Origin of the sequence: Micromonospora sp. CV4, from assembly GCF_003667455.1 — a bacterium.
In the GTDB taxonomy this organism is placed as follows: domain Bacteria; phylum Actinomycetota; class Actinomycetes; order Mycobacteriales; family Micromonosporaceae; genus Micromonospora.
Genome location: NZ_RCVI01000327.1, coordinates 1 through 17,599 on the forward strand (window position 1 = coordinate 1; position 17,599 = coordinate 17,599).

The following is a 17,599-nucleotide window of genomic DNA, read 5'->3' on the forward strand; positions in this document are numbered from 1 at the left end:
CCGTCGCCGACGGCCTCAGCGCGCCGGTCGACGTGCCGTCCTGCGCGGCGGGGGGGGTTAGCGGGGGGTGATTGAGCGGTAGTGGGTCTTGTCGGTGTTGGCGAGGCTGAAGGTCTGGGAACGGGATGGTTCCGGGATGACCACCAGACCGGGGCGCTCGACCAGCAGCGGAGTGCCCGGTGGGACGGAGAGCGAGCTGTCCCGGGTGGCCCGCCAGCTGAGCACCACCAGGGGCTGGCCGGGCACCGGCAGCTGGTACGTCTGCAACGGGGTGGCCCGGTCGGCCGGCGAGACCACCGGCGCGCTCCCGTCCGCCGGTCGGTAGACCACCGCGGTCATCGTGCCGGCGTCGGTGTCCCAGCTGAGCTGCTGCAACTCGGCCGGCTCGCCGCCGCCGAGGGCGACCTCGCCGAGCGAGCGGACGGTCAGCTTCGCCATCGGCCAGGACGTCGGCACCGACTGCGGCGCGTCCCGGTCGCCGATCCGGCGCGGGATGCTGCCGAAGGGGCCCCGCTCGCCGGCCAGCACGCAGGTGTCCAGGCCGGTGAGCGCCCGCCGGCCCGTGCCGGACTCGTCGCGTACGAGTGGATAACGCGGGTCGGTGGTGCCGGTGCCCAGGTCGAGGAGCCGGTCGGCGGCCCGACCCCGGGGCAGCGACTCGGTGGCCCGCAGGGTCGCCGTCACCGGGACCGCCGCGCAGGACGGCACGTCGACCGGCGCGCTGAGGCCGTCGGCGACGGTCAGCGCCCGGCCCTGCGGTCCGAGCAGCCGCTGCACCCGGGCGGAGACCAAATAGCGCCGGCCGCCGGCGGTCTGCACCGGCAGCACGTCGGAGTAGACCAGGTAGCCGGGGTCGGTGTACTCGGTGGCGCGGGTGACCGCGTACCGGTCGCCGTCGCGGGTGAGTTGCAGCAGCCAGGAGGAGCTCTCGCCGGGCACGTCCGCGGCGACCAGCGCCGTCGGGGCGCCGTCGACGCGGCCGGAGAAGAGGATGCCGGACGAGGGCAGGTGCGCCCGGTCGTCGACCGGTGACCGCCAGTCGCGTACCGCGTCGGTGACCGCCGCGGTCGTGGTGGCGTCGCCGGACAGGTCGCCCCGGGGTGGCCACACCGTCAGCGAGCCATCCAGGCTGTCGTACCCGACCCGCAGGTCCCGTGGCTTGCGCTCGGCGACCGGACCGCAGGCCGTGGCGGCCAGCAGGGCGGTCAGCAGCACGGTGAGCGCCCTGCCGTGCCGGCGGTCCGGAGTCACCTGATCCGCCCCCGATCGCCTCGTCGTCGCTGTGGGAAAGCGCCATAGTACGAGATGTCCGACGCGGCAGCTCGGGTGGCCGTCGGTCTACCCACCACATTGGACGCCACCGGGGCTTTAGTGCCTTTTCGTCGCTCGGGTAGACTCCGCCGACTGTGACGCCTGCCGAGTCCCGCGCCCTGTCCGCGCCGCACCGGGAGGCGACGGCCGGCCCCGACGAGACAGTGAGCCAGCGCACTCCGGCGGCCATTCCGGTCGATCCGGCCGGTGCTCCCGTCGGCACCGCCGCTCCCGTCGCGCCCGCCAGGGCTCCTGGCGTCGCCGGGTCCGCGCTCGCGGGGCCCGTCGCGCCGACGGCCGCTCCCGCCGGTTCCGGGGTGGACGAGGAACCGGAATCCGCAGTGGAGACGCCGGCCAGGTCAGGGCGACGCTGGTGGACCGGGTGGACCCGGCGGCGGCAGAACCTGGCCGTGGGCGGGCTGTTCCTGCTCGCCGCGCTCTGGGTGACCAGCCGGATCTGGCTGGACCCCGCCGGCCGGGTGGCCTCGCTCTACACCGGTGACCCGGCCCAGGTGCAGTTCTTCCTCGCCCACTCGGTACGCGTCGTGCTGCACGGCGAGTATCCGTTCTACACCGAACAGTTCAACTACCCCGACGGCGTCAACCTGATGGCCAACACCGCGGTGCTGGCGCTGGGCATCCCCATGGTGCCGGTGACCCTGCTCTTCGGGCCGGCGGTGTCCTTCGTGGTGCTCGTGACGTTGGGCCTCGCCGGCACCGCCATGGCCTGGTACACGGTGCTCTCCCGGCACCTGGTGCGTACGCCGCTCGCCGCGGCCGTCGGCGGCTGGTTCTGCGGGTTCTCTCCGGCGATGCTCTCGCACGCCAGTTGGCACCCGAACATCATCAGCCAGTTCCTGCTGCCGTTCATCGTCTGGCGGGTCCTCGTGCTCACCCGGTCCCGCCGGCCGGTGCGCGACGGGACGCTGCTGGCGTTGCTGGTCACCGCGCAGGCGTTCATCAACGAGGAGATCCTGCTCTTCACCGCGCTGGCCTGCGGGGTCTTCCTGCTCGCGGTGCTCGCCCAGGAGCCCGCCCGCTGGTGGGCGGCGTGGCGACCGCTGGCCGCCGGCCTGGCGGCCTGTGCGCTGCTGGCCGGGGCGCTGCTGGCCTACCCGCTGTACGTGCAGTTCGCCGGGCCGATGGCGTACCACGGGCTCAGCGACGCGGTGCAGGACTACGGCAACGACATCGCCGCCTTCTTCGCCCCCGGCTCGCCCACCCTCGGCGGCAACCAGCGGGCCAACATCAACCTGGCGCCGAACTACTCGGAGGAGAACGCCTTCTTCGGCTGGAGCCTGTCGTTGCTCGCGGTCGGCGTCGTGGTGTGGCTGCGGCGGGACCTGATCGTCCGGGCGCTCGCGGCGACCGGCGGGTTCTTCGCCGTGCTCTCCCTCGGCGAACGGATCTCCTGGTGGGACCGGGAGCTGGTCACCGGGCCCTGGCAGTGGCTGGTCCACCTGCCCCTGCTGGACGCGGTGGTGCCGACGCGGTTCGGTCTGATCACCAGTGTGGTGATCGGCCTGCTGATCGCGCTCGCCGTCGAACGGGCCTGGGCGCTGCGCCCGGCCGACCGGCGTACCGTGCGCAAGCTCGTCGTCGCCGGCCTGGCGTTCGCGCTGCTGCCGATCGCCCCGATGCCGCTGCGGATGGTGTCCCGGCCGCCGGTGCCGGAGTTCATCACCGCCGACCGCTGGCGTGCGTACGTCGGCCCGGACCAGACGCTCGTGCCGATCCCGGTGCCCAGCATGGGCAACACGCACGGCATGCGCTGGGCGGCGGCCACCAACCTCGACTTCAAGATCCCCGGTGGCTACTTCCTCGCGCCCCGCAACGGCAACACCGGCGACCCGGGCCGGTTCGGCGGCCGACCGAGCGGGGTGGGTCAGGCGCTGGAGGAGGTCGCGACCACCGGCCGGACGCCCAAGCTGGACGACCGGCAGCGCCGCCGCTTCATGGACGAGCTGCGGCACTGGCGGGCGGCGATCCTGGTGCTGCCGGTCCGCCAGCAGCACGCCGAACCGCTGCGGCGGACCGTCGAGGAGCTGGTCGGTCCCGGCCGCCAGGAACTGGACGTCTGGGTGTGGGACGTCCGGACGCTGACCGACCGATCGGTCTGATGACCGCCGGCACAGCCTCCTCGGCGACCGCGGACCCGGCGACGGCGGTTCCGGCGACGGCACGCCGATCCGGGCCCGCCTGGCTGCCGGACGCACTGGTGGTGGCCGGTTACCTCGCGCTGGCCGTGCTGCTGACCAGCGGGCAGTGGCGGCACGCGGGGCGGCTCTTCCATCAGGCGGGCGACCAGGTCCTGTTCGAGTGGATGCTGGCCCACGCGGCCCGCGCCGTGGTGGAGGGGGACAACCCCCTCTACAGCACCGCGTTGAACGCGCCGGAGGGCGTCAACCTGATGGCGAACACGTCGGTGCTCGGCCTGGGAGTCCCGCTGGCCCCGGTCACCCTGCTCTTCGGCTCGCAGGCGGCGTTCTGCGTGGCGGTCGTCTGCTGCCTCGCCGGCACCGCCACCGCCTGGTACGCGCTGCTGCGCCGCCGGCTGGTCACCGCCCGGTCCGCGGCGGCGATCGGCGGTCTGATCTGCGGCTTCGCCCCCGGCATGATCGCCCAGGCCGGCGCGCACCTGCACATGGCCGCCCAGTTCCTGGTGCCCGCGATCCTCGCCCTCGTGTTCCGACCCGCGACGTCCGGTGGGGTGTGGCGGCCCGGCGTCGGCCTCGGGCTGCTGCTCGTCTGGCAGGTCTTCATCGGCGAGGAGGTGCTGGTCTTCCTGGCGCTCGCGGCCGGGGTCTTCGCGCTGGGCTACGCGCTCGCCGACCGGGTGGCGGCCCGGCAGCTCGCGCCGGCCCTGCTCGGCCGGCTCGGGGTGGCTGCCGTCGTGGCGGCGGTGCTGCTGGCGTACCCGGTGTGGTTCCAGTTCCACGGCCCGCAGCACTACTCCGGAATGGCCTTCGCCACGCACGGCTTCCAACTGGACGCCGCGTCGTTCACCGCGTCGGCCCGGCAGACCGTTCTCGGCGACGACTGGCTGCCCGGGCTGCTCTCGCCGAATCCGACCGAGGAGAACTCGTTCTTCGGTCCCGGGCTGCTGGTGCTGGCCGTGGTGGTGGTGATCTGGCTGTGGCGACGGCCGCTGGTCCGAGCGCTGGCCGGCTGCGGGCTGCTCTTCGCCCTGCTCTCGCTCGGCACCGAGCTGCGGGTGGACGGCACGGCAACCGGGATACCCGGGCCGTACCGGCTGGTCGCCGGGCTGCCGTTGCTCGACCTCGCGGTTCCGGCGCGGTTCGCGCTGGTCTGTGTACCGGTGTTGGGCGTCCTGATGGCGCTCTCCCTGGACCGGGTCCGGGCGGCACGTGGACCGCGGACCGCGCCGGGGCTGCCGGTGCGGCTGCTGTGGACCGGCGCGGTGGCCGCCGCCCTGCTGCCCCTGGTCCCGACGCCGATCCGGGCCGTGCCGGTCGCGCCGGTGCCGGAGTTCGTCGCCGAGGGCGGGTGGCGCCCGCTGGTGCCACCCGGCCGGACCGTGGTCGCGGTGCCACCGGTCACCGGCGCCGCGCTGAGCCCGGTGATGCTCTGGTCCGCCCGCACCAGGCTGGCCTTCCGCGCGCCCGGCGGGTACTTCATCGGCCCGACCGGCCCGGACGACCCGGCGGCGCGCTGGGGCGCGCCGGACCGGCCCACCGCCGCGCTGCTGCGCCGGGTGGCCGAGACCGGCACGGTGCCGGTGCTCACCGACGCCGACCGCCGCCAGGCCGTCGAGGATCTGCGGCACTGGCGGGCCGCGCTCGTGGTGCTCGGCCGGTTGGCGCACGGCGAACCGGTCCGCCGGACCGTCGAGGAGCTGCTCGGCCCGGCCCGGCCCGTCGACGGCGGGTGGGTCTGGGACGTCCGGGACCGCGTCGGCTGACTAACCCACCAGCGTGCGGACGTCCCAGATCCAGACGTCGTCGACCCGCTGCGGCGGCCCGATCAGGGCGGTGACCAGCTCGCGCAGCACCGCCTCGCGCGGATGCGCCCCGAGCACCACCACCGACGCACGCCAGAACCGCAGGTCCTCGACGGCCTGGCGGCGATTCTCGTCGGTGAGCGCCGGGACCGCGCCAGCGTCCATCGTGGAGTAGATGAGGCTGCTGGTCGGCCGGTTGGGCGCACCGAAGACTCCCTCGCCCACCTCGTTCGGGCCGATGAAGTAGCCGCCCGGAATGGGGAACTCCTGTTCGGTCAGCGCACTCCACCGCAGCGTCGGCAGGCCGTGCACGTTGCTCGGGATCGGCACCGGCACCAGCGTCCGGCCCGCCGGCACGTACGGCCGCCAGCCGCCGGCGGTGATGAAGTGCGGCGGCGGGTCCATCGGCTGGGCCGGCAGCGGCCGGGGGAGCAGCGGCAGCACGGCGAGGGTGACCGCCGCGTACCCGACCGGCCGCAACCACCGCCGGCGCGGCGCCGCCGGTGCGGACGCGTCGCGGGGCGTCGTCGGGGCCGGCTCGCCGGCACGCGGGGCCGGCACCCGGGCCCGGTCGGCCACCGGTCGACCCTGGCGGTACGCCGCGTCCCAGGTCAGCGCGAGCAGCACGCCCACCGCGGCGGCTACCACCAGGGTCAGCCGGGTCGGCATCATCATCTCGACCAGCGGCAGGTCGTCCGGCACGTACGACCACGGGCCGCGCACGGCGGTCTCCACGCCGTTGAACCGCACCACCGGGCCGATCGCGGCCACGGAGAAGACCACGATCAGCACCGCGACGATCCGGGCGGCCAGCGACCGGCGGACGAGCAGCACCAGCGCCACCACCGACAGCAGCACCAGCGGCCAGCCGAACCAGGTGTTCTGCTCGGTCAGCCCGATCGTCTTCTCCACCGCCGGGTCACCGGCCCAGGTGTCCCGTGCGAAGGTGACGAAGGCGACCAGGTCCTCGCCCCAGTTGTGGAAGACGCCGCCCTGCAGGCCGCGATAGGACTGCGGGCCGTTGAACTGGTACCAGATCGGGTACGCGGCGAGCAGCAGCGCCAGTCCGCCGGCGACGCCCAGCCCGGCCAGGAACGTGCCGGCGGCGGCGCGCGTCGCCGCCGGCCGCTGCACGGCGTACGCCAGCACGACGACCAGGCAGGCCAGCGCGGTGAGCAGCAGCATCTCCTCGTTGATGAAGATCTGGTACGCCACCAGCACCCCGAGAACCAACCCGTTGCGCCGCCACCGGCCCGGCTCGCCCAGCCGCAGCACCCGCAGCACGATCAGTGGCAGCAGGAAGTTGGACACGAAATTGGGCTGGCCGTTGGCGTGGTGGATGATCCCCGGCGCGAAGCCGAGGAAGGCCCCGCCGACGAAGGCCGCCGCCCGCGAACGCACCAGGTGGCGGGAGAGCACCCAGTACCCGGTGCCGGCGGTCGCCGCCAACGCCCCGCCCAGGTAGAGCGCGTACATCACCTGCGGGCCGAGCAGCATGGTCAGCGGGGCCAGCGGCAGGGTCACCCCGAGCAGCGAGGTGTTGGCCATCATGTTCACCCCGTCCGGGGCGTTCTGCCGCGCCGTGAAGAGCGGGTTCTCCAGGTGCCGCAGCGAGTACGCGCCATGCGCGAACAGCCACTCGAACCAACTGTGGTCGGTGGGGAGGTGCGAGGACACCCGAGCCTGCACGTCCCCCCAGTAGTTGAGGCAGACGAACACGCCCAGCAGCACATAGGCTCCGAGGGCCAACAGGTCGGCGCGGGCCGGGCGGCGCCGAGGCCGTCGTGTCGGCTCGACCTCGGCCGGGTCGGCGTCGGTCCTGGAATTCAGCGAAGGGTCTATCACCGGCACGGCCACGACGCGCCATCGTACAGGCGTGGATGCGTCGCTTTTGCCGGGCCGGTACGCCCAACGGTCGGTTTGTGGTGCGCGCCCCGCCGGTCAGCCGGACGCGGGGACGGAAGGACGGTCGGTGTCGTCGATCATCGAGCTGGGTGAGGTCCGGGACAGTTCGTCGTCGGTGCCACCGGCCCGTCGGCCGCGCGTTGCCGGCCGTCCGCTGCGCTGCGCGGCGGTGCTGTTGCTGGCCCTCGTCGTGCTGGCCGGTGCGACACCGGTGCCGCAGCGCACGGTGAGCGTGGTGCCGGCCCTGTCGAACGCCCATCTGTACCTCGTCGAGGACGGTGTCTTCGTCGTCGACCCCGCGACACCCACCGGCGACCGGTACCTGACCGCGTACGCTCAGCCGTCGCCGACGGACCGTGGCGCGCGGCGCCGATGGCAGGTACCGCTGGCCGGCATGGCCGACTACCTCGGCGTACGGGCCGAACGGGGGCTGGTGCTGCTGATCGGTGTCAGCACCGCGGGCGGAGTCCTCCAGACGACCGCCCTCGACGCCGCCACCGGGAAGCAGCGCTGGCAGATTCCGGGCCTCGTCGAGTGGACGACCGACGGCGGTCTGTTGCTGACGAGCGGCTTCACGGAAGGCGCGGGCTCGGTGCGCCGGGTGGCATCCGACACTGGTCGGGTGAGCTGGTCGGTGCCCGTTTCGTCGTCCGGATCGCCCGACTACCGCCGGGGCGCGAACGGGGTCGACCAGTTCGTGTTCGTCCAGCCGACCGGCGAGGTGCGGGTGCACGACGCCGGCACCGGCCGGCTGATGCGCAGCGTCGACACGCTGCCCGGCAACCGGTCGGCGTTCCAGCAGGTGCAGGTCGTGGGCGACGTGCTGCTGCTCGTTTCGCCCGACAGCACCCGGGTGGCCGCCTACGGCCTGCCGGGACTGGATCCACGCTGGACGGCGGAGGTGCCGCTGCTGGCCTACGCGACCGACTGCGCCGGCCTGCTCTGCCTGATCAATCAGAACGGTGGGTTCCAGGTCCTCGACCGGGCCACCGGCGTGGTGCGCTGGTCGGATCCGGACCACACGCTGATGGACATTCGGCACGACCGGCTGCTGGTGCTCGGGCCGGGCCAGCGGTACGCGGTGCGGGACGCGGCGACCGGGCAGCTGCGGAATGATCTTGGCCAGTGGGACCTCGCGCCGGTGCCACGGCGCGACGATCCGCTGATCGGGATGCGGCCCGGTGCCGACGGCCGGATGCTCGTCGCCGAACTGGACCTGGCCGCCGGTCGGCCGCGGACCCTGGACGTGCTGCCGGGCGTGGCCGGCAGCTGTCAGGCAGCCCCACCGGTCCTGCTCTGCCGCCGCCTCGACGGTTCGACCGCGCTGTGGCGGTTGCGACGGTGACCGGCCCGGTCATCGACCTCGGCGAGCTGCGGCACGAGCCGGAGCCCGCGAGGCTGCCCCGCCCATCCCGCGCGAACGGTCGACCGCTGCGCTGCGCGCTGGTACTGCTGCTCGCACTGGTCACGCTCGCCGCCGCCGGGCCGCCCACCCGGCGGGCCGTGGTGACGCTGCCGGCCCGGCTCGGGGCCGATGTGATGGTCGCGGGTGACCTGTTCCTGGTCATCGACCCGATCACCCCCCAGACGCCGCAGCGGCGACTGGCCGCGTTTCGGCTGCCCGGCGGCGAGCCGGTCTGGCAGGCGCCGTTGCCCGCGCAGGGCCGGTACTGGGGGGTCACACCGCTGGCCGGAATGCTGCTGGTCACCGGGTACGAAATGGACTCCGAGGGCCGGGGCACGCTCACCGTGGCGCTGGACCGGGCGACCGGGGCGTACCGGTGGCAGCAGCCGGGCCGCGCCAGCGAGTTGGCCGACGGAAACCTGCTGCTGTACTCCGGCGGCGAGGACGAGCCGGTGAGCATGCGCGCGGTCGACCCGTGCTGCGGCACCGTCCGCTGGCAGTTGACCGGCACCCGGGGTGAGGTCAACTACCGGGACAGCGGACACGGGGTGGACCGGGTGGTGTTCAGCCGTGCGAACGGGCCGATCGAGGTCCGCGACGCGACGACCGGCGCCGTGCTGGCCCGCACCGACGCGCGCCCGACCGGCGGCGGGGCGTACACGACAGTGCAGCTCATCGACGACCTGGTGCTCACCGTCGGCGGGGCGCCGTCCATGGTCACCGCGTACGGGCTGGACCGACTCGACCAGCGCTGGCGTACGCCTGCCGACGAGGCGCTGTACCCGGTCGACTGTGGCCCCGTCATCTGCCTGCAGACGCAGTCCCGCGGCATCCGGGCGGTCGACCGCGCGACCGGTCAGCAGGTCTGGAGCAGCGACCGGTGGGGCTGGGTCTGGCCGCACGCCGGTGAGCTGGTCGCCACCATGTTGAGCAGCGCCGGCCCCGGCTCGGAGCAGCTCGTGGTGCTCGACCCGTGGACCGGTCGCGTGCTGGCCGACCTGGACCGCTGGGAGCTGGCCGGATCCGATCCCGGGGCTCCGATGATCGGGCTACGTCGGCATCCCAACGGCGGGTTGCTCGTCGCCGAGCTGGATGTCCGTGCCGGCACGGCGCGCGTGCTGGATGTCCTGCCGGACGCGTCCGGCCTGTGTCAGGCGAGTGTCGACCGGCTGCTGTGCCGGCGGTCCGACGGCTCGTACGGGCTGTGGCAGTTGCCGGACTGAATCACCAGTTGGGTTGGGCGGGCGGCGGGGGCAGCGGCACCGACGCCGGCCGCAGCACGTACGCCACCCCACCGCTGCCCCGCTGCCAGGCCACCTCGAACGGCTGCCGGGGCACGGTACGGCGTACCGCGTCGTCGTCCGGCGCGTACGGGTCGTTGAGCACCGGGTCGCCGTCGGCGGTGAAGCCGACCAGCACCATCAGGTGCCCCTTCGTGTCGTACGCCAGCCCCGGCACCTCGCCGGCCCGGAACGCCGCGGAGACGATCAACGGGATGCCGGCGGCGAGGAACGCCTCCGCCTCGGCCAGCGACCGCAGCCGGGTGACGAACGCCTCCACCCCGTGCAGTGCGGCGTACGCGGTGTTGAACGGCCAGTTGCCGGCCCCGGCGTACCCGTGGTCGTAGCAGTGCCGGGCGGCGTGCACCACCACCGGGCGCGGGCCGGGCGGCTCCACCCAGGCGTAGCGCTCCGGCGCCGGTTCGGCGCCCCAGTAGGCGAGCACCATGGAGGTGCAGGTGGGGCTGCACCACGAGTCGCCCCCGCCACCCCACTGCGGGTGCTCGCCGGCGTGCAGCCGCTGCGAGTAGCGGGGCACGTCCAGCACCCGCCCGCGGGCGGCGGCAGGGCCCGCGCCGTACCCAGGATCGTCGGTCGGGTCGGCCGGCGTGTGGCCGGTGGCGACCGCGCCGACGCTGCGCAGCACCGGGCCGGTTGGGCTGCCCGGCGGCCGGCACAGGGTCACCCGGGCCTGCCAGCCGGTGACCGTCGCCCCGGCGACGATCAGCGTGTCGGTGTCCACCCGGGCGTCGCCGTCGCGCTGCCCGGGCACCGAGGTGCGCCGCAGCGCGCGGTCGTCGGCCGCCCAGCGGGCCAGCAGGTACCAACCGGTGCTGGGCGCGTCTCCGTGCCAGCCGCGCAGTTCGACCTCGATCCAGCAGCCGTCGGGGGTGTCGGCGGTCCACGACGGGACGACCTCGGCGACTCCGAAGCCGACCGGCACCGGCGGTGACGTCCACCTGCCTCGCCAGCCGGCGTCGCCCAGGGCCAGCCCCCGATCGGTGACGCGCAGGCCGTCGATGGTGCCGGCCGTCGAGTCCGCCGGGTGGTGGAAGCCCCGGTAGGCGATGTCCCGCCGGGTGGGTGGTGCCGCGATGGTCATGACAGGTCCGTCCGTCGCTGGGTGCCGGAAGCATCGCGTACGCCGCGCTGGTCCGCAACGTCGACCGGCGCGGGCCGCGAGGGACGATGGTTGCCGGCCGGCACTAGGTTGTCGGTGGTCAGCAGCGAGGAGGCCGGGATGCGGGTACTGGTGGTGGAGGACGAGCGCAACCTCGCCGACGCGATCGCGCGCGGGTTGCGCAAGCGGGGGATGGCGGTCGACGTGGCCTACGACGGTGACGCCGGCCACGAGGCGGCGTTCGTCACCCGGTACGACGTGGTCGTGCTGGACCGCGACCTGCCCGGCGTGCACGGCGACCAGATCTGCGCCGACCTCGCCGCCTCCGGTGCGCTCACCCGGGTGCTGATGCTGACCGCGAGCGGCACGGTGGCCGACCGGGTGGAGGGGTTGCAGCTCGGCGCCGACGACTACCTGCCCAAACCGTTCGCCTTCGACGAGCTGGTCGCCCGGGTGCAGGCGCTGGGCCGGCGGGCCACCCCGGCCGCGCCCCCGGTGCTGGAGCTGGCCGACCTGGTGCTCGACCCGGCCCGTCGGGTCGCCACCCGGGCCGGCGTGCCGGTCGACCTGACCAACAAGGAGTTCGGGGTGCTCAGCGAGCTGCTCAAGGCGCGCGGCGCGGTGGTCTCCAGCGAGGAGTTGCTGGAACGGGTCTGGGACGCCAACACGGACCCGTTCACCACCATCGTCCGGGTCACCGTGATGACGCTGCGCAGGAAGCTCGGCGACCCACCGCTGATCGAGACGGTGGTCGGCGCGGGTTACCGCACGGCCGAGGTGTCGTGATGGCCGGCCGGGGAGGATTGCGACCCACCCTGCGGTTGCGGCTGACCGTGCTGAACGGCGTGCTGCTGATCGGCGCCGGAGCGATCCTGGTGCTGCTGGCCTGGCTGCTGGTCCGGGACGCGTTGCGACCCACCGACGAGCTGCTTCCGGGCACGACCGTGGTGCTCTCCGACGGCCGGGTGCTCGACGCCGCGCAGTGGCAGCGCCAGTTGGTCGACGCCGCCTCCGGGGAGTTGCTGGCCAAGGGGCTGGTCGCGCTGCTGGCGATCAGCGTGGTCGGGGTGGCCGGCGCGTACGCGGTGGCGGGCCGGGCTCTGCGTCCGCTGCACCAGGTCACCGCGACCGCGCAGCGGCTCGGCGAGGCGACCCTGGACCAGCGGATCGGTTACTCGGGCGCCGACGACGAGGTGGCCGAGCTGGCGAAGACGTTCGACGCCATGCTGGACCGGATCGCGTCCGCGTTCGAAGCCCAGAAACGGTTCGTGGCCAACGCGTCGCACGAGCTGCGTACCCCGCTCGCGGTGATGCGGACCGAGATCGACGTGACGCTCAGTGACGACGACGCGGACACTGCCGAGTACCGCCGGATGGCGACGGTGGTCCGGGACGCCTCGGAGCGCGCCAACGGCCTGGTGGACGCGCTGCTGGTGCTGGCCCGCAGCGAGGCGCAGGCCGGGCGGCGGCTCGGCCGGCGCACCGAGTGCGACCTGGCCACCGGCACGGCCAACGCGCTGTCGGCGATGCGCCGCGAGGTGGACCGGATCGGCCTGCGGGTGCAGACCTCGCTGGAGTCCGCGCCGGTGGTCGGCGACCCGGGGCTGCTCGACCGGCTGGCCGGCAACCTGATCGAGAACGCGGTCCGCTACAACCACCTGCACGGCCGGCTCTGGGTGCGTACCGGCACCGACGGCGACCGATCGTGGCTGGTGGTCGGCAACACCGGTTTCGAGGTGGACCAGGCCGACGTGCCGGGGCTGTTCGAGCCGTTCCGGCGCGGCGGCCGGGAGCGCACCGGCGCCCGCGGATCCGGCCTGGGGCTGTCCATCGTCCGGGCGGTCTGCAACGCGCACGGCGGCACGGTGCGGGTGATCGCGCAGCCCGGCGGGGGCCTGGAGGTGACGGTCACCCTGCCGTCGGCGGACGCCCCGGCGGTGACCGGTCCGGTGCCCACCGCCGGCTGAACGGGTTGCGCGCGGCCCCAGCCCGATGGCAGGATCGCGCCGTCAGCTCGAGATCGAAAGGGGGTGCGTTCGATGTCCACCATCACCGACTCCGCGCCCCGGGTTTCTCTCGGCTGACCCCCGGAGGCGGAGCGTCCCCATCCAGCACGGAGGGAACACCCGTGTATCCACGGATCCGCAACATCAGTTTCGACTGTCACGACACGTACGCCCTGGCCGGCTTCTGGTCCTCGGTGCTCGGGTACGCCCGGCACCCGGAGGACGTTCCGGGCGATCCGGAGGCGGCGCTGCTGCCACCGGACGAGGCGACGCCGAACCTGTTCTTCCAGGCGGTGCCGGAGGACAAGGTGACCAAGAACCGGCTGCACATCTGCCTGGAGCCCGTCGACCGGACCCGGGACGAGGAGATCGAGCGGGTGCTCGGCCTCGGAGCCACCATGGTCGCGGACCGACGGAACGCCGACGGTACGGGCTGGGCGGTGCTCGCCGACCCGGAGGGGAACGAGTTCTGCGTGGTACGCAGTGCCGGGGAGCGTGTCCCCACCACCGCTGTGGAGGATCAACCGTGAGTTCGAAGATCCACAACATCAGCATCGACTGTCACGACACGTACGCGTTGGCCGGCTTCTGGTCGCAGGTCTTCGACTGCCCGCGGCAGCCCGACGACTTCCCCGGCGACCCGGAGGCGATGCTCCTGCCCCCGGGTGGCCCGGAGGTGCTGTTCATCGCCGTGCCCGAGGGCAAGGCGGTGAAGAACCGGCTGCACCTGGACCTTCAGCCGGCCGACCGGACCCGGGCCGAGGAGGTCGAGCGGTTGCTCGGCATCGGGGCGGTGCACGTCGCCGACCAGATCGGGCCGGCCGGTGGCGGCTGGGTGGTGCTCGCCGACCCGGAGGGCAACGAGTTCTGCGTGCTCGGCAGCGCTGCCGAGCGGGCCGCGGCAGCGGCGGCGCGGGCCGCCGCGCAGGACCGCGAACCGGCCTGATCGCCGGCGTACGGCACGGGGCCCCGGTCACCCTCGGGCGGCCGGGGCCCCGGTCGGTACGGCTCGGGAGTGCTGCTCGACCTTCGCGGCCGAGCGGACCGGGCGCTGTCGCCGGAAAAGCGGTCGCGGTGGCCGGTCCGCCGGGAGGGACGGCCGACCACCGCGACGGTGGTGCTGCTTCCGGTCAGGCGGGCAGGCTCGCCGCCCCGCGCGGCAGGAACCGCTGGCCGGTGACCCGCTCGCTGGTGCCGGTCCGGTCCAGGTACGGCGTGACGCCGCCCAGGTGGAACGGCCAGCCGGCGCCCAGGATCATGCACAGGTCGATGTCCTGCGCCTCGGCGACCACACCCTCGTCCAGCATCAGCCGGATCTCCTGTGCGAGCGCGTCGAGCGCGTTCTGCCGTACCTGCTCGGCGGTCAGCGGCTGGTCGCCGACCACGAGCAGCTTGGCGACGTCCGCGTTGATCTGGTCGTCGACCACGATGGGCTGGCCGGAGTCGGCGATCCGCTTGAGGTTCTCGCTGACGCCGAACCGGTCCGGGTACGCCGCGTGCAGGGTGCCGCCCACGTGGTACGCGACGGCCGGCCCGACCAGCTGGAGCAGGGCCAGCGGGCGCATCGGCAGGCCCAGCGGGTCCAGCGCGCTGTTCGCCACGTCCAGCGGGGTGCCGGCGTCGACGGCGGCGAAGACCGTGCCCAGGAAGCGGGTGAGCAGCCGGTTCACCACGAACGCCGGCGCGTCCTTGACCAGCACGCTCGACTTCTTGAGCTGCTTGCTGACCGCGAACGCGGTCGCGAGGGTGGCGTCGTCGGTCCGCGCACCCCGGACGATCTCCAGCAGCGGCAGCACCGCCACCGGGTTGAAGAAGTGGAAGCCGACCACCCGCTCCGGGTGCTCCAGTTCCGCGGCCATCTCGGTGATGGAGAGCGAGCTGGTGTTGGTGGCGAGCACCGCCTCCGGGGAGACAATCTTCTCCAGTTCGGCCCAGACCTGCTTCTTGACGCCCAGGTCCTCGAAGACCGCCTCGATGACGAAGTCGGCGTCGGCGAAGGCGCTCTTGTCGACCGTGCCGCTGACCAGGCCGTACAGCTTGGCGGCGGTGCCCTTGTCCATCCGGCCCTTGGTGACGGCCTTCTCGATCTGGGTGTGCACGTAGCCGACGCCCTTGTCCACCCGGGACTGGTCCAGGTCGGTCATCACGACCGGTACCTGGAGGCGGCGGGCGAACAGCAGCGCCAGCTGGCTGGCCATCAGGCCGGCGCCGACGATGCCGACCTTGGTGACCGGCCGGGCCAGGCCCTTGTCCGGTGCGCCGGCCGGCCGCTTGGCCCGCCGCTGCACCAGGTCGAAGGCGTACAGGCCGCTGCGCAGCTCCTCGGAGAAGACCAGGTCGGCGAGGGCCTCGTCCTCGGCGGCGGTGCCGGCGGCGAAGTCGGCGTCCTTCGCCGTCTCCAGCAGATCCAGGGCCTTGTACGCGGCCGGAACAGCGCCGTGCAGCCGCTGGTTCAGCGTCTCCCGGGCGAAGTAGAGCACGCCCGCCCACATGTCCTTGTCGACCTCGGGTCGGGTCACGGCGACCTGGCCCCGCACCACGCCGGCGGCCCACTCCAGGGACCGCTCCAGGAAGTCGGCCGGCTCCAGCAGCACGTCCGCGATGCCCAGCTCGGCGGCCTGCTTCGGCTTGAGCATCTTGTTCTGCATCAGCGGGTTCTGGATGATCACCTGGGTGGCGGCGGGGATGCCGATCAGGTTCGGCAGCAGTTGGGTGCCGCCCCACCCGGGGACCAGACCGAGGGAGACCTCGGGCAGCGCGAGGGCCGCGGCGCCGCCGGAGAGCGTCCGGTAGTGGCAGTGCAGCGCCAACTCCAGGCCGCCACCCATGGCCGCGCCGTTGACGAACGCGAACGTGGGCACGGTGCTGTCCTTGAGCCGGGCGAAGACCCGGTGGCCGAGCCGGCCGATCTCCAGCGCCTGCGCGCGGTCGGCGAGCTGCGGCAGGCCGACGATGTCCGCGCCCACGCAGAAGATGTACGGCTTGCCGGTGACCGCGATGAACGCCGGGTCGGCGGCGATCGCGGCGGTGATCGCCTCGTCCAGGCTGGTCAGCCCGGCCGGGCCGAAGGTGTTCGGCTTGGTGTGGTCGAAGCCGTTGTCGAGCGTGATCAGGGCGGCCGGTCGGTCCAGCCCCGGTACGTTCACCTGACGCAGCAGCGCCTTGGTGACGACCTCGTTCGGTGCCTTCACTTGGCTCCCTCCCAGTGCGGGTTCTCCCAGATGACCGTGCCGCCCATGCCGATGCCGATGCACATGGCGGTGAGGCCGTAGCGGACCTCGGGGTGCTCGGCGAACTGGCGGGCGAGCTGGGTCATCAGGCGCACGCCGGAGGAGGCCAGCGGGTGGCCGATGGCGATCGCGCCGCCCCACGGGTTGACCCGCGGGTCGTCGTCGGCGATGCCGAAGTGGTCGAGGAAGGCGAGCACCTGCACGGCGAAGGCCTCGTTCAGCTCGAACAGGCCGATGTCGTCGATGCTGAGCCCGGCGATGCGCAGCGCCTTCTCCGTCGACGGGATCGGGCCGACGCCCATCACCTCCGGCTCGACGCCGACGAATCCGAACGACACGAGCCGCATGGCGACCGGCAGCCCCAGCTCGCGGGCGGTGGCCTCGTCGGCGAGCAGGCTCGCGGTGGCGCCGTCGTTCAGGCCGGCCGCGTTGCCCGCGGTGACCTTGCCGTGCGGGCGGAACGGGGTCTTCAGGGTGCCGAGCTTCTCCAGCGAGGTGTCGCGCGGCGCCTCGTCCACGGTGGCCAGGCCCCAGCCGCCCTCGGCGTCGCGGATGGCGACCGGCACCAGGTCGTCCTGGAGCTTGCCGTTGGCGTACGCCTTGGCGGTCTTCTGCTGCGAGGCGAGCGCGAACGCGTCGGTGCGCGCCTTGGTGATGTGCGGGACCAGGTCGTGCAGGTTCTCCGCGGTGGCGCCCATGACCAGCGCGGACGGGTCGACCAGCTTCTCCGCGATGATGCGGGGGTTGGGGTCGACGCCCTCACCCATCGGGTGGCGGCCCATGTGCTCGACGCCGCCCGCGATGGCGATGTCGTACGCGCCCATGGCGATGCCACCGGCGACGGTGGTCACCGCGGTCATCGCGCCGGCGCACATGCGATCGATGGCGAAGCCGGGAACGGTCTTGGGCAGACCGGCCAGCAGGGCGGCGGTCCGCCCGATGGTGAGGCCCTGGTCGCCGATCTGGGTGGTGGCCGCGATGGCGACCTCCTCGACCCGCTCCGACGGCAGCTGCGGGTTGCGGCGCAGCAGTTCACGGATGCAACGGATCACCAGGTCGTCGGCGCGGGTGTTGGCGTACATGCCACCCGCCTTGCCGAACGGGGTACGGACGCCGTCGACGAACACGACATCCCGAACTTCACGGGGCACTTGAGCCTCCTATTCGACCATGATCCGGTCTTCGTGCGGAGCGGCACGCCGGACCGGACAAGGGTCGCCGACACGGGCACGTTCCCCCGGATGCTACTCGTCAGTAACCAACCCCGTCCCCACTGCTCACTGTGGCCCACCCCACACCCGTCGCGTTGATCATGAAGTTTTTTGTCGCGACACGACGGTCCGGGGGCGACAACTTCATGATCAACCCGGTGGGTGTGGGT

General features: G+C 73.3%; 13 protein-coding genes. 8 read left to right on the forward strand and 5 right to left on the reverse strand.

The window, feature by feature from the left end; genetic code table 11:
• Positions 1-57 precede the first annotated feature (57 nt).
• Positions 58-1,215 carry a hypothetical protein gene (locus EAD98_RS23050; protein WP_233583931.1) on the reverse strand — a complete coding sequence of 386 codons (1,158 nt, stop codon included), beginning with the start codon at positions 1,213-1,215 and terminating at the stop codon, positions 58-60.
• A gap of 437 nt (positions 1,216-1,652) precedes the next feature.
• Here EAD98_RS23050 and EAD98_RS23055 point away from each other — a divergent pair, with 437 nt between their 5' ends.
• Both EAD98_RS23055 and EAD98_RS23060 read left to right on the forward strand, forming a co-directional pair.
• The gene (locus EAD98_RS23055) at positions 1,653-3,431 is read left to right on the forward strand and encodes a hypothetical protein (RefSeq protein ID WP_121656102.1); all 1,779 of its coding nucleotides are present in this window, start codon (positions 1,653-1,655) and stop codon (positions 3,429-3,431) included.
• The gene (locus EAD98_RS23060; RefSeq protein WP_233583930.1) at positions 3,431-5,233 is read left to right on the forward strand and encodes a hypothetical protein; all 1,803 of its coding nucleotides are present in this window, start codon (positions 3,431-3,433) and stop codon (positions 5,231-5,233) included. Before EAD98_RS23055 ends, EAD98_RS23060 begins: the two co-directional genes overlap by 1 nt.
• On the opposite strand, the gene EAD98_RS23065 is transcribed toward EAD98_RS23060, so the two are convergent.
• Positions 5,234-7,123, reverse strand: a complete 1,890-nt coding sequence (locus tag EAD98_RS23065; RefSeq protein WP_199723508.1) for a hypothetical protein — start codon at positions 7,121-7,123, stop codon at positions 5,234-5,236. It abuts the gene before it with no gap.
• Positions 7,124-7,244: 121 nt separating this feature from the next.
• On the opposite strand from EAD98_RS23065, the gene EAD98_RS23070 reads away from it, so the two are divergent.
• The gene (locus tag EAD98_RS23070) at positions 7,245-8,522 is read left to right on the forward strand and encodes a PQQ-binding-like beta-propeller repeat protein (protein WP_121656104.1); all 1,278 of its coding nucleotides are present in this window, start codon (positions 7,245-7,247) and stop codon (positions 8,520-8,522) included.
• Positions 8,519-9,805 (forward strand): PQQ-binding-like beta-propeller repeat protein, encoded by a 1,287-nt coding sequence (locus EAD98_RS23075; RefSeq protein ID WP_147457471.1) that lies wholly within the window; start codon positions 8,519-8,521, stop codon positions 9,803-9,805. Before EAD98_RS23070 ends, EAD98_RS23075 begins: the two co-directional genes overlap by 4 nt.
• Position 9,806: 1 nt before the next feature.
• Here the strand turns inward: EAD98_RS23075 and EAD98_RS23080 are convergent, their stop codons facing one another.
• Positions 9,807-10,964: a C39 family peptidase gene (locus tag EAD98_RS23080; RefSeq protein WP_121656106.1), complete on the reverse strand. Its 1,158-nt coding sequence runs from the start codon at positions 10,962-10,964 to the stop codon at positions 9,807-9,809.
• A 138-nt stretch (positions 10,965-11,102) separates the two neighbouring features.
• Between EAD98_RS23080 and EAD98_RS23085 the strand changes: the two genes are divergently transcribed.
• The 4 genes from EAD98_RS23085 (at position 11,103) to EAD98_RS23100 (ending at position 13,934) form a co-directional block, all read left to right on the forward strand.
• A complete protein-coding gene (locus EAD98_RS23085) occupies positions 11,103-11,768 on the forward strand; it encodes a response regulator transcription factor (RefSeq protein ID WP_121656113.1) in 666 nt (221 codons plus the stop codon).
• Positions 11,768-12,949, forward strand: coding sequence for a cell wall metabolism sensor histidine kinase WalK (locus EAD98_RS23090; RefSeq protein WP_199723507.1), 1,182 nt, complete (start codon positions 11,768-11,770; stop codon positions 12,947-12,949). The genes EAD98_RS23085 and EAD98_RS23090 overlap by 1 nt, the downstream gene beginning before the upstream one ends.
• A gap of 161 nt (positions 12,950-13,110) precedes the next feature.
• Entirely contained in the window at positions 13,111-13,518 is a 408-nt protein-coding gene (locus EAD98_RS31025; RefSeq protein WP_158609834.1) for a VOC family protein, read from the forward strand.
• Positions 13,515-13,934 carry a VOC family protein gene (locus EAD98_RS23100; protein ID WP_121656109.1) on the forward strand — a complete coding sequence of 140 codons (420 nt, stop codon included), beginning with the start codon at positions 13,515-13,517 and terminating at the stop codon, positions 13,932-13,934. Before EAD98_RS31025 ends, EAD98_RS23100 begins: the two co-directional genes overlap by 4 nt.
• A 184-nt stretch (positions 13,935-14,118) precedes the next feature.
• On the opposite strand, the gene EAD98_RS23105 is transcribed toward EAD98_RS23100, so the two are convergent.
• Positions 14,119-16,179, reverse strand: a complete 2,061-nt coding sequence (locus EAD98_RS23105) for a 3-hydroxyacyl-CoA dehydrogenase NAD-binding domain-containing protein (RefSeq protein WP_121656110.1) — start codon at positions 16,177-16,179, stop codon at positions 14,119-14,121.
• On the reverse strand, positions 16,176-17,369 hold the full coding sequence (locus EAD98_RS23110; RefSeq protein ID WP_121656111.1) for an acetyl-CoA C-acyltransferase: 1,194 nt from the start codon (positions 17,367-17,369) through the stop codon (positions 16,176-16,178). The genes EAD98_RS23105 and EAD98_RS23110 overlap by 4 nt, the downstream gene beginning before the upstream one ends.
• Positions 17,370-17,599 lie beyond the last annotated feature (230 nt).